Genomic DNA, 11,093 nt, shown 5'->3' with positions numbered 1-11,093 from the left:
ATACCCGCCGTACATAAATACCTCACTAAGTCGTCCTTCACCCAAGTTGTGCAGCGCTTTCCCGGTTGAGGGGTCTAGGAGTATGGCGCAATGGTGAGTGCGATCGCCCACAATGCACATGAGTATTACATCGTTTGCTTGAAGCGGTTCACCCAGATCAAGCTTGCGAAAACCACATGATTCAAAGTTGCTCCCAAACATATCCCAATCGGGCGAAGTAGTTTCTTCAATATCACCACGTGGAAAATCAGGCAGTTCAATATCCAGCATCCCTTTGTAGTAACTGCGGAATAGCGTGTAACAGTCGCTGCGGTTGTACTCAAATCGCCAACCTAAGTAGTACTCCAGTGTTTTAGGAGAATGGGGATTAGGGATTAGGGGATAGGGGTAGAGGTCGTTGGGGTCGTAGTAATCCCATTGCCCGAAAGCTGTGTGGTACAGGAGGTAGGGTAGTTTTGAAGCTTTACTATTTGCTATATCTGTAGAGCTGAGTATTGCTGGCTGGGAATCTTGCCAGTGACTGTGGTAGATGGCCACCACTCGGCAGAGAGCGTTAATTTCTTCAAAGTAGTCTGTTGAAATTTCAAATGCTTCTTGTGGGTTTTGCGCAATATTGTCGCAAGGAACAATTTCTCCGTCTTCACAAATCAGCCCGCATATTTCAAGCTCGCTTTGGTTACGAGAATGAGCAATAATTTTTTGCTTAATTTGGTCTGTCAACATACAAAAGTTCTACAAGCGCCAAATTAATTAAACTTCATGTATTAAGTGATTGGTATGACCACGCTTGTTCTGGAGAAAATAGAATGGTTTAGAAAAGCAGAAGATTGCAAAACCCATGAATTCCCCAAACTAAAGCCGCATGAAGTCCTTTGACCCTGACACCATCTATGTAGAATCAACCGTTTCCTCTGGTAGCCAGCAACCCAATGTCTTGCAAAGGTACAGGGATTCTGAGGTAATGTTCACGGCTGAACAGGCACGAGAAAGAGGAGCAGCTATCCTACGAGCAGCGGCTTACGCCGAAACCGAAGCGGCTGTCTTTAAAACCTTGATTGGGATAAATCCAAAATCTAAAGGCTTTGGCGAGATACCAAAAAAAGATTTAGAAATGGCGGCTATGATGCTGCAACTAGTTCGTGACCAAAGGGAACCACTACCACAGGGGATTGATTGTATCTTTGGTTTCAACACCCAAAAGCCAATTGTTGTCTTGGAATGGAACGAGGTTAAGTTGCAACTTGATCTACCGGAAGCGCGTCATCATGCACTTGCTTTACTTGCAGCGGCAGACGCAGCAGATAGCGACGCTTTTCTATATCAGTTTATGACTGGTGCAACAGATATGGAACTTGAAGAAGTCGGAGTGCTGATACAGCAGTTTGCATTGTATCGTCAGCGCAGGCAGTTAGAATCGATGATAGGTTGAGGCGTAGACATAGTCCGCCAAAGGCATCGCTCATTTTTTTTACAAAACATATGGATAACCTATTTGTACAAGCCATAAGTCAATTGCGGCAGAAAGCACTTTCTGAAATGATTGAAAACTTGATATCTGCTCTAAGGATGCAGGGCTACGAGCTTGAAGAAATACTGGAAGGCTTCATTGAATATGCCCAAAGCCGCGAGGATTGGCATGAAGTAGTTGCACACCTGAAAGCTACAAGAAATTCTATAATCGAGGCTAAAGAGCAAATGATCAAAAACAATCTTTCTTGACTCTAGACTTTTAGCGTTATAGAAAGAACCTGTCCATTTTTGATAACAATTTTGTTGACTAATGTTTGGTAGATAGGACGCTTTAGCTCTCTTGGTGTATCTTGCCAGTAATCAATTTCGCTAAAGGTGTTAACCAAAGTTTGCACGTTTTCACTTTGAACAATTTGCCCCAGATGTTGCTCCTGCTCCAAATTATGGATTCTTGCTATAAGTTTTGAACGCAGATCCGCTACGTCAGGGTCATCTCCCAAAATTTCAACCCGTCGCAATTTTTCCCTTAAGTCTTGTAGATCTGGAGTTTCATAAATTGAAACGCTAGACGCGATCGCCGTGATTGCTGCCGCTTTTTTCACTAACTCAGTAATCACTGCTTCTTCAAGTTCTTCAACCCTGATAAACATTGATTGAGAACAAAATAGTGTGTTTTCTCGGCGCTTGCGACATGAATAATAACTTTGAGTGCTAGTTCCTCCCCCAGCAACTGTTACATTACTACCACACTCACCGCACATAATTAGTCCTGAAAGCGGAAATATACGTTTTCCTCGATTATTTCCCCAGTAATTCTTATTTTCCTTGAGAATACGTCGAATTTCTGTAGCTTGAGATTCAGTAAGCAATGCATTGTCTGAATGAGTATTGTAAACAATGAGTTTGTATTTAGTTTTCGTAATTTTATGGTAAGGTGTGTGCCCCAATAACACTGGATTCAATAACCAATCGCGCAAGCCATTAGCAGAACGAACGATGCCACATCTTTCAAAAATTAAACGACATGCACCTTGTAAAGATCTAGCTTCAAAAAAAGCGGCAATGCAACAAGACGCTATGTCAACTAAATTTGGGTCAAGTCGATACTGCTCTTTATCTCTGACATACCCAAAAGGAACCCGAGGGTTTGCCTTGTGTTGATCTCGCAAATACTCATATCCCTTACAAACTCGCATTGAAAGCATCCGAGACTCAAATTCGGCATCAATCCCAGCTTGCGCTCGTTGCTTCCATTCGTAGGGATTGTCAAGATTTGTTACACCACCTGCATCTAAAATTTCTAGTTTTATGCCCAGCTGATTAAACTCCTGTAGCAATTGCAAAGACGTTAATCCACTCCTTGTAATTCGATCATCCCGTGTAATCACGACTACGTCACATCTATCGCGCGATCGCACCCTCTGCATTAATTTCTCAAACTCAGGTCGGTCATTATCTCGACCTGATTGCACGTCAAAGAATATTTCACTGCACCCAGCCTTCATTAAACGAGCAATTTGTTGCGTTGCTGCGTTGGAATCTTCCATTTGCTCCGACTTGCTGACTCTTGCATAGCCTATTTTATAAATGTTGTCCGCCATGTACTTAGCATCTGTTAGAGTCATAGGGTTTACACCATAGCATAGGCTGTCGCAATCTTAATTATAAAGGTGGGATTGAACCTTGCTCTACATGATCAATAAACAAACGGAATGAGACGCCATGTGTGCTGCTGGTAATCTGTATATTCTTGACCAAACTCCGACTGTAACAGATTCTCTTCCGATTGGATGCGTGCAATGAGAGTTGCTATCCAAATAGGAATCACGATAAATACCAGCACACTGCGGAAGATGAGAGTCCATCCAATCATAGCGACGATCAAACCTAGGTAGCTTGGGTGACGGATAAATGTGTAAACCCCGTTCGTCATTAGTTGATGATCTTCTTGAATCGCTACCAAACCGCTAAACCTCTTACCAAGGACGAGAATTGCCCAAACACGCAAACTACCCCCAATAATATACAAGGCTAAACCAAAATAACGCAGCGCATCACCATCCAGTGTGAACAAGTCACGGCGATCCATATATGGAGGTACATAAGCAAAAACAATGCTTAAGACCATGAAGGGTATAAATATCCAGCGATTGCTCACATCTTCGCGCTTCCCACTGCTAAGATTTGCCTCTGAGAAAAGAGACACAATAGCGAGTAAGAGCGTTGAGATTACAAGCCCTGATCGGGCGGGATGTGCAAAAAAGTCAGTAATATCGCCCCAGCCCAAAAATACAAGCCCAAATAAGACTGCAAGTCCTACAACAGTTGAAACAACCAATAAGCGTGATATACTGAGCATGATACCACCTCGCAAGCGATTAATCTTTAGTCGGGTAAAATTTCTCAGCTACTTGTAGTATAGCAATCTTGATTCTCTTATGATTTTTTTATCGGAAAGCAATAGTAAACTTCCCCATCTTCTCCCACGTTAAAAGTCGCATTAAATTCTTTTGCTCTCTCATCCAAATACTGCTTAGCAACATCCGCTTTTAGCTGTGCTTCGAGAGCAAACTGCATCACTGTAATCTCACCTTGACCAAGTTTTAGCAATTGGTGAAATATTGACTGTAGTTGCTGTTGAACCTGTTTACGATTTTGTTGATGCAGACTCCATACTAACCAAGCGCCTGCTCCAGTTACAGGTATACCAAAAAGGAGACAAGCGATCGCTTCACTCTCCCGCTCCTGTCGACTAATATCATGGTTAAATGGTGCGTATGCTCCAGAGGCTAGAAGAATCGTTCCGAACGCCAGCAATAAACCCGCAGTTGCTTTTTTAATGAGTTTCAAGGGAATCTCGTGAGTTAGAGTCGTTGTACGTAAACGATAACATGCACTGTAGCTGTATTAGTATAGGGATAGTACAGAAGATCTATTTATTGAGAAGTGTTATGAACCGTTCTAAGATAGTTGCTATTATGACAGGCGCAATATCGATCATTTTGGCGATCGCGTACCTCATCCTTGTCCAGTTGTTAGACTTACGAGGCGAAATGAAACCCGCTCCCATTAGCCAAACGCAACAAAGCGTTATAGCTAGTACTAACGGTCAAAGGCTGGCAGAAGCGTTACGGTAAAGCTATTTCTGCTAAGTCACCTGGATTTGTACAATCAGAATTGGCTCGCAAAGCTGAGAATGCTGGCGGGCAATTCACCAAGTTTTCTACTCAGACAACAGCCCTATCCCAAACCCATTTAGATGGTACTCGTGTTAAAAAGTCCCTATCTGAACGGGTTCATCATGATGCAACTGGTATTACAATGCATCGGGATATTTTTAGCGCTTATCTGGCTAGATACGTTAATGAGGATCAGACGCTCTCAGTGCAGGATGCTGCTTGTCAGTATCCAGGGATGGAACCAACCCTGTTAGAGGCTTGGGAGCGTTTCAAACAATCCGCGAATCAAGTAAGCGCGCCTGAACGTGGGAAGACTCATTCTCCCCTAGAGCGGATCTCTAACAAGGTGGAAACTACTCAACCAGATAAACCAGTAGGGTTAAAAGTTGAGGGGTAATATTTTACCAGAATCTCCGTACCTTTAGGTCGGAGAGGGGTTCAAAGATTAGATTCATCAGCAATAATTGACGAACTAAGGCTAGTATAGGTACAACAACTGGAGGCTGCAAGATGACCCAAGCTCAAAATCCAGTCCGTTGGACAATTGCTGATTTAGAAATCCTAGCAACTGATCAGTGGAAGCGTTACGAAATTATTGACGGAGAGCTATTCGTGACCCGTGCACCTCATATTAAACATCAAGCTGTTATTGGACGTATCCATGCTCAATTGTTAACTTGGTCGGAACAAACAGGTTTGGGTCAGCCGGTTATCACCCCAGGTATTATTTTCTCAGATGTTGATAATGTCATTCCTGATTTAATTTGGATTAGCAATCAGCGATTAGCTCAGATCTTAGACGAAGAAGGACATTTAACAGGTGCGCCAGAGCTAGTTGTAGAAGTGTTATCATCAGGAAGTATAAACGAGCGAAGAGATCGCGAGGTTAAATTAAAATTGTATTCCATCAAAGGTGTTCAGGAATACTGGATTGTGGATTGGCGGCTAAGACAAATAGAAGTTTATCGTCGTGAGAATGCTCAATTAGTGCTAGTAGGAACCTTGTTGGAAACCGATAAAATAACTTCACCTCTATTACCTAAATTTAGTTGTCAAGTACAGCGATTTTTTTAATATAATTATGTTTAGGCTGTGACCATCTTTTTTATGGAAGGTAATTTATAATGGCATTTAGTAATTATAAAAGTATTAGTGCTGTTATTAAAAAATTTCAAATCAAGTATGTGCAGTCTAACTTTATGTTAGAAGTAGAATTTCCAGTTAAAGAATATTTTAAAGAAGAATTAGATCTCCTTTTTACAGACGGAGTTATTGATAATTCAGAGGATGCTATTTGTGAAACTTTAATTTATCCAGTATTGAAAGAAGTTTGGAAACCTTATCGAAATAAATTAACCCTTTGGAGTCACGAAGCATTAACTTATGATGAAGATTTATCCGGAGTTCCTGATTACATCGTCACGCGACGAAATCCTCTAGGTACGATTGTTTTTGAGAAACCTCATTTCCTAGCGGTTGAAGCTAAACAAGATAAATTTGAAGAAGGTTGGGGACAATGTTTAGCAGAAATGTTAGCAGTTCAGCTAATTAATAATAATTTAGAGCAAGATGTTTTTGGAATAGTTTCTAATGGTAAAATATGGCAGTTTGGTAAGTTGAATTCTAATGTTTTTTATAGAAATAAAAATTTATACTTGATACAGGATTTAGATAAATTATTTGCAGCAGTAAATTATATTTTTCAGCAGTGTGAATTACAAACCATTGCTTGAAGTGATTCATATCGTAGCATTCCTATTTGATACAGAACAAGAAACTTGAACTTATCCCAAACCTGGAAAAATCCGATCTAATTCCAAACATAAATCGGGAAAATGGGGGAGTATAACCGACTCGTGTCTTAGTTTAATCTGTTTTAACCGATAGCCAAATTTTTCTTGAGCATCTTGGTAAGGTTGGGAGTAACATTCTAGTTGATTTGCTAGCAAGTTAATAATCCAGTAATCGTTAATTCCATATTCAGCGTAAAGTGATAACTTTGTACTTTGATCATAGCTAAGGGTAGAGTCTGACACTTCTATAACCAGGAGAATATTTTTAGGTTCAGGATGAGCGGATAAGTAATCATCAGCCTGACCACTGGCGATCGCAATATCTGGCTCTGGCTCACTATCAGGAGATAGTACAATAGGCTCTTGACCTCGTACAACGGCTCTATCTGTTATCAACCTGCCCAATTCGTGGGATAATTTTGTATTGCAAACAGAATGCCGTGTGCCTTTTGCTGCCATTTGTATTAATTCTCCACGAATCAACTCCACTCGGTCATCCTCAGTCAGGAATCCTAGTTCAATGAGGCGATGATACTCAGTTAAGGTGAAGCGTTTAGGAGTGACAAGGATCATAGTTGTACGCCGTTGTTCGCTATTACAACTCTACACCAAACCTGCTTGAAAAATCTGGGTTGGGGTGAGATTCAATTCAGGAAAAGCTTGCGAGATAATGCGATCGCTCTCGCGAAACTTACTTATCTGATATTCTCCATCCACTAAGTTACAAACAAAGATTGTCGGTTGTTTGGGGTTTCCGATAAAATTGCGACCACCCAACGCAGCATAGTCAATAATCCAGTATTCAGGGATACCCATCTGTTCATAATCAGCATATTTCAAGTGGTAATCGTCCCGCCAGTTAGTTGATACAACTTCAATAATCAAGGGTATCGATTCCCCATTACTGACAACGGATTCTTTTTTCCATAATTTTTCATTTACCAAATTTGCACGATTTAGCACCAACACATCCGGAAAATAACCAGAGTCTTTTTCAAGGGGTCTAACTATAGCTTGGTTAGGGACAATGTAGGGTAGTCCTAGACGTTTGATTTCAAAAGGAATTTCGATACCTAAAAACCCTTTAACTTCTTCGTGATCTCCTACTGGTTGCGCCATTTCAATAATATTTCCATTATGTAGTTCGTAGCGCACTCTCCTATTTTCAGGTAGCCAATCGACAAATTCTTCAAAGGTTACTAGCTTGGGTATGGCTTGAGTCATAGCTAAGGAAAATCGTAAATCGTAGGTTGGGTTGAGCGCCAGCGAAACCCAACAAACCTTTATAAATGTTGGGTTACCCTGCGGGAAGCCGCCAGAGGCGTCTACGTTCCTCAACCCAACCTACATTAAATTTAAGTTTTCAGCAAAACCAGATTGGCGATAGCGAAGCACTACCCACCATACACCACTTTAGCGCACTAAAGTTCCACTATAACCCTTTCAAGTTATTTTACAAAACTTCTATTTAAGAAATCCTAGCTAATAATGCTCAATTTTTGAAAAAAATTTGATCGCTCCGCTCAAGAAGGGCAAAGAGAAAGAAGTGCAGAGGGCAAAGGGCAAAAGTGCAAAGTGCTAAAGAGTCCTCGCCGCACCACCACCGCACACCACCCGAAAACCGAGATTGAAGTCGTCGTCGACGGGGTTGAAGTAGTTGCGAGCAGCAGAACGGCAGTTTTCAGGATTGACGATCAAAGAACCGCCGCGCAGCACCTGGGATGAATTTTGATTGTCGCTCCACACACTTCCATCAGTAGGCGCTCCTTTGTAATTATCATGCCAAGTATCTGCACACCACTCCCAAACGTTCCCGTGCATATCGTATAACCCAAAGGCGTTGGGCGGAAAACTTCCTACATCGGTTGTCTCCCCACGATTTCTGCCTTTGTACTCAGAAGCATAAGTGTAATCCCCATTGTAATTAGCTAAATCAGTTGTGATCGTGTTGCCAAAATGAAAGGGCGTTGTTGTCCCTGCACGACAAGCATATTCCCATTCCGCCTCACTCGGTAAGCGATATTTACGTCCAGTCTTTTGACTAAGCTTTTTGCAAAACTCTACTGCGTCATTCCAGCTGACTCTCTCTACAGGGCGTTTTGCTCCTTTAAAATTAGATGGGTTTTTACCCATTATTTGCTGATACTGTTCTTGGGTGACTTCAAATCTACCTATAAAAAAAGTAGGCACTTTTACCATGTGCTGAGGTTGTTCATCATCTCTTCGACCCTTTTCCCCTAGTGGGGAACCCATCTGAAAAGAACCAGCAGGAATCGAGATCATTTCCAGCGTTATGCTATTGCCCAAATCTTCTTTAAAGAACTTAGCCTGTTTGGAAAAACGATCAACTACAATACCTTTTTCATCCACCTTGACTGTCTTAAAATCAACAGTCCATAAAGGTAAACCAAATGCTTTGGGTGATCCTTCAGTAGGAGGTGTGTACTTAGGTGCTAATGGATCGTGAAAAAGTTCATAACCTACCACTGCTGAGACCAAACCCGCTCCCCCCAAGCCAACCCACTTCAAAAATGGTCTTCTGTTTATTACCCGAAAAGGATTCGTTTGTGGAGGTTGGACACGAGTTGGGTGACTTACTATAACTCTGTCTTTAATTGCTGCTATATCTGCTTCCTTAAGACCCAAACTACGTTGAAGTAGCCAATCTTTAAAACTATTAACAGAATTTCCAGCTTGCGCTATTTTAATTAATTCCCGCTCATATTGCTGTAACTTTTGCTGAAATTGTGCTTCTTGTTTCTGTCTGAGTCTTTCTTGTTCTGCCTGTTTTTCAGCTATAAGCGGCTGTTCAATGTCCGCTATGTCATCATCACTGAGTTGGAGCGATCGCTGTAATTGCTGCAATCGTCTACGAGCTGCTTGATTGATAGGAAATTCTCGCTTAACTTCTTTTGAAAAAGCTTGCTGATAGTGAGCTATCTTTTCCTCGCGTGTCTTTACTGTTGGAGAACGCGATCCCTGTCTGCTGGATGAAGAAGCAGGAGAAGACTGTCCTTGTTGCTGATTAATTCGGGAAAATGCCTCAATTGCCTGCATATCTGAACCCCTAGCAGCTACATTAACCCGAATCCATAGCTGTCTAGCTAATTCCCAATCTTTTTTTACTTCCGCTTGAAAAGCTTCGTTTTTCAGTGTAGCGATATCAGCCAATGAAGCATAATCAGGTAATAAAATTAGGTGTAGCTTAGCAGCTGGTTCTGCACTCACATAAGGGTTTTGCTGAGGTTTCCTATGCGTGTGATTAATTTCTACAACTCTCCACTGTAAATATTGATCCAGCCTTTCTACTGTCGCACAGTTTCCTACACCTGCTATATTTAATCCCTCTAACAAAGCCTGAGTAAATGCTCCGTGTTGTAACTGTTCAATTTCATAAGACTTTTGACGAGGACTACAAGCGTAGAAAGTCACTACTCCCTGATGCTCTCCGCCAATACCCACGCCTACCCTACTTCCTTGATCGCGGCACGCATCTAAAAACAAGACTACATTATCTGCTCCACTGCGGCGCAATCTTTGGGTAACATAATCCACAGGAATTCCGGTATGTTCTACATCTCCTGGATCGCTATCTAAAAGCATAATATAATCTTGGTCAGCTTCACGACAACCATGACCAGCAAAGAAAAACCACAAATTATCTCCTGGTGCTAAGAGTGGGGTTTCAAAATTTGCCCGTAAAAACCGCCGCAAGTTACCATAGGTAGGCTGAGTTGGGATGGGTGCAGAAGAAGTTTGAATTGCTGGGGAATCCTCGGTGAAGAGAAATACCTTATCAAACTGTGCTTTGTTTTCAAACCAATCACGCATTGCCTCAGCATCTCGTTTGGCGTAGTTGAGTGTCTGAAGATTGTTATACTGGTTAATCCCGATCGCGATCGCCCAATTTTTAGCCATCTTTCTGCTAACACCACCTACGCATCACCATTGCATTGTCCTCCAAGTTACCACTACTATGTAGTTTGTCCTTCCCTATTGAAAATTTCCGTACTACTACTGAACATGGTAATTGTCTTTGAGCAGAGAAACAAGCAGGGGTGATCTTGCCCACGTCTTATATGAATTAAATGCAGAATAACTGAGCGATCGCGCACAGGAAAGCACCAAGGGCGATCGCTCAACGCACCATCTGCAAAATTTTAGCACCCTCATTCCTATACAGTTAATATTATGTCAACAGAAATTCCTACCCCAAAAACAATCTGGATTATTACCGAAGAAGCATCTGAAGCATCAACTACGACTCGCGAAACCTCTACTTTTAGTGGTGAAAGAGGTATTGATGATATAGGAGGAAGACTTGGTAATGAAACCACTGAAGAAATAATCTTGAGTAAGAAGAAAGATGAAATCGTAATTACAAGACGTAGACCTGTTGCAGTTGATAAGCTCAAGCAAGAAATGAAGGGGTTTTTGCAAGCAATGAGGGAAATGCTGGACGAAGCAGATGACCCAGATTCTAAAATACAGCTTGACGCGGTTGAACTATCAGTAGAAATTAATGGCGAAGGACAAATTAGCTTATTTGGAGTTGGTGGAGGTAAAGCAGGGGGGAAAGGGGCTATGACTTTTAAGTTCAAGCGGAAGTAACTGTTATTTGAATAAGACGAAACCGTAAGATGATTTTAGT

At 41.6% G+C, this 11,093-nt stretch carries 14 protein-coding genes; 7 read left to right on the top strand and 7 right to left on the bottom strand.

What is annotated here, in order from left to right; translation table 11 throughout:
* Positions 1 to 723: Mov34/MPN/PAD-1 family protein (locus tag G4P69_RS14745; protein WP_208350454.1), on the bottom strand; the 723-nt coding region annotated here is incomplete at its 3' end.
* 139 nt (positions 724 to 862) lie between these two features.
* Here G4P69_RS14745 and G4P69_RS14740 point away from each other — a divergent pair.
* Both G4P69_RS14740 and G4P69_RS14735 read left to right on the top strand, forming a co-directional pair.
* Entirely contained in the window at positions 863 to 1,429 is a 567-nt protein-coding gene (locus tag G4P69_RS14740; RefSeq protein ID WP_208342397.1) for a hypothetical protein, read from the top strand.
* A gap of 50 nt (positions 1,430 to 1,479) precedes the next feature.
* A complete protein-coding gene (locus G4P69_RS14735; RefSeq protein WP_208342398.1) occupies positions 1,480 to 1,719 on the top strand; it encodes a hypothetical protein in 240 nt (79 codons plus the stop codon).
* A gap of 2 nt (positions 1,720 to 1,721) precedes the next feature.
* On the opposite strand, the gene xisF is transcribed toward G4P69_RS14735, so the two are convergent.
* From xisF to G4P69_RS14720, 3 genes are all read right to left on the bottom strand, one after another.
* Entirely contained in the window at positions 1,722 to 3,095 is a 1,374-nt protein-coding gene (xisF, locus tag G4P69_RS14730) for a fdxN element excision recombinase XisF (protein ID WP_208342402.1), read from the bottom strand.
* Between the two features lie 71 nt (positions 3,096 to 3,166).
* The gene (locus G4P69_RS14725) at positions 3,167 to 3,829 is read right to left on the bottom strand and encodes a methyltransferase family protein (RefSeq protein WP_208342404.1); all 663 of its coding nucleotides are present in this window, start codon (positions 3,827 to 3,829) and stop codon (positions 3,167 to 3,169) included.
* 77 nt (positions 3,830 to 3,906) lie between these two features.
* Positions 3,907 to 4,320 (bottom strand): hypothetical protein, encoded by a 414-nt coding sequence (locus G4P69_RS14720; RefSeq protein WP_208342406.1) that lies wholly within the window; start codon positions 4,318 to 4,320, stop codon positions 3,907 to 3,909.
* Between the two features lie 101 nt (positions 4,321 to 4,421).
* Between G4P69_RS14720 and G4P69_RS14715 the strand changes: the two genes are divergently transcribed.
* The 4 genes from G4P69_RS14715 (at position 4,422) to G4P69_RS14700 (ending at position 6,382) form a co-directional block, all read left to right on the top strand.
* Complete coding sequence (locus G4P69_RS14715; RefSeq protein ID WP_208342408.1) at positions 4,422 to 4,607, top strand: hypothetical protein; 186 nt, start codon at positions 4,422 to 4,424, stop codon at positions 4,605 to 4,607.
* A gap of 40 nt (positions 4,608 to 4,647) precedes the next feature.
* A complete protein-coding gene (locus G4P69_RS14710) occupies positions 4,648 to 5,046 on the top strand; it encodes a hypothetical protein (protein ID WP_208342410.1) in 399 nt (132 codons plus the stop codon).
* Between the two features lie 113 nt (positions 5,047 to 5,159).
* Positions 5,160 to 5,723: a Uma2 family endonuclease gene (locus G4P69_RS14705; RefSeq protein WP_208342412.1), complete on the top strand. Its 564-nt coding sequence runs from the start codon at positions 5,160 to 5,162 to the stop codon at positions 5,721 to 5,723.
* Positions 5,724 to 5,773: 50 nt separating this feature from the next.
* On the top strand, positions 5,774 to 6,382 hold the full coding sequence (locus G4P69_RS14700) for a hypothetical protein (RefSeq protein ID WP_208342414.1): 609 nt from the start codon (positions 5,774 to 5,776) through the stop codon (positions 6,380 to 6,382).
* Between the two features lie 51 nt (positions 6,383 to 6,433).
* Here the strand turns inward: G4P69_RS14700 and G4P69_RS14695 are convergent, their stop codons facing one another.
* From G4P69_RS14695 to G4P69_RS14685, 3 genes are all read right to left on the bottom strand, one after another.
* A complete protein-coding gene (locus G4P69_RS14695) occupies positions 6,434 to 7,015 on the bottom strand; it encodes a Uma2 family endonuclease (RefSeq protein WP_208342417.1) in 582 nt (193 codons plus the stop codon).
* A gap of 30 nt (positions 7,016 to 7,045) precedes the next feature.
* Positions 7,046 to 7,666: a Uma2 family endonuclease gene (locus tag G4P69_RS14690; protein ID WP_208342436.1), complete on the bottom strand. Its 621-nt coding sequence runs from the start codon at positions 7,664 to 7,666 to the stop codon at positions 7,046 to 7,048.
* Between the two features lie 354 nt (positions 7,667 to 8,020).
* Complete coding sequence (locus G4P69_RS14685) at positions 8,021 to 10,360, bottom strand: SUMF1/EgtB/PvdO family nonheme iron enzyme (RefSeq protein WP_208342423.1); 2,340 nt, start codon at positions 10,358 to 10,360, stop codon at positions 8,021 to 8,023.
* Positions 10,361 to 10,633: 273 nt separating this feature from the next.
* Between G4P69_RS14685 and G4P69_RS14680 the strand changes: the two genes are divergently transcribed.
* Positions 10,634 to 11,053, top strand: a complete 420-nt coding sequence (locus G4P69_RS14680) for a Pepco domain-containing protein (RefSeq protein ID WP_208342426.1) — start codon at positions 10,634 to 10,636, stop codon at positions 11,051 to 11,053.
* Positions 11,054 to 11,093: the final 40 nt, after the last annotated feature.

The sequence above is a fragment of the Aetokthonos hydrillicola CCALA 1050 genome, assembly GCF_017591665.1.
In the GTDB taxonomy this organism is placed as follows: Bacteria; Cyanobacteriota; Cyanobacteriia; order Cyanobacteriales; family Nostocaceae; genus Aetokthonos; species Aetokthonos hydrillicola.
Note: the sequence above shows the minus strand (reverse complement) of the source record. Positions and strands in the feature narration are given on the sequence as shown.

Bases quoted from the DNA above. Each gene is read 5' to 3' on its own strand.
- G4P69_RS14740 (WP_208342397.1), top strand. From the start codon at position 863: ATGAAGTCCTTTGACCCTGACACCATCTATGTAGAATCAACCGTTTCC.
- G4P69_RS14735 (WP_208342398.1), top strand. From the start codon at position 1,480: ATGGATAACCTATTTGTACAAGCCATAAGTCAATTGCGGCAGAAAGCA.
- xisF (WP_208342402.1), bottom strand. From the start codon at position 3,095: ATGACTCTAACAGATGCTAAGTACATGGCGGACAACATTTATAAAATA.
- G4P69_RS14725 (WP_208342404.1), bottom strand. From the start codon at position 3,829: ATGCTCAGTATATCACGCTTATTGGTTGTTTCAACTGTTGTAGGACTT.
- G4P69_RS14715 (WP_208342408.1), top strand. From the start codon at position 4,422: ATGAACCGTTCTAAGATAGTTGCTATTATGACAGGCGCAATATCGATC.
- G4P69_RS14705 (WP_208342412.1), top strand. From the start codon at position 5,160: ATGACCCAAGCTCAAAATCCAGTCCGTTGGACAATTGCTGATTTAGAA.
- G4P69_RS14700 (WP_208342414.1), top strand. From the start codon at position 5,774: ATGGCATTTAGTAATTATAAAAGTATTAGTGCTGTTATTAAAAAATTT.
- G4P69_RS14695 (WP_208342417.1), bottom strand. From the start codon at position 7,015: ATGATCCTTGTCACTCCTAAACGCTTCACCTTAACTGAGTATCATCGC.
- G4P69_RS14690 (WP_208342436.1), bottom strand. From the start codon at position 7,666: ATGACTCAAGCCATACCCAAGCTAGTAACCTTTGAAGAATTTGTCGAT.
- G4P69_RS14685 (WP_208342423.1), bottom strand. From the start codon at position 10,360: ATGGCTAAAAATTGGGCGATCGCGATCGGGATTAACCAGTATAACAAT.
- G4P69_RS14680 (WP_208342426.1), top strand. From the start codon at position 10,634: ATGTCAACAGAAATTCCTACCCCAAAAACAATCTGGATTATTACCGAA.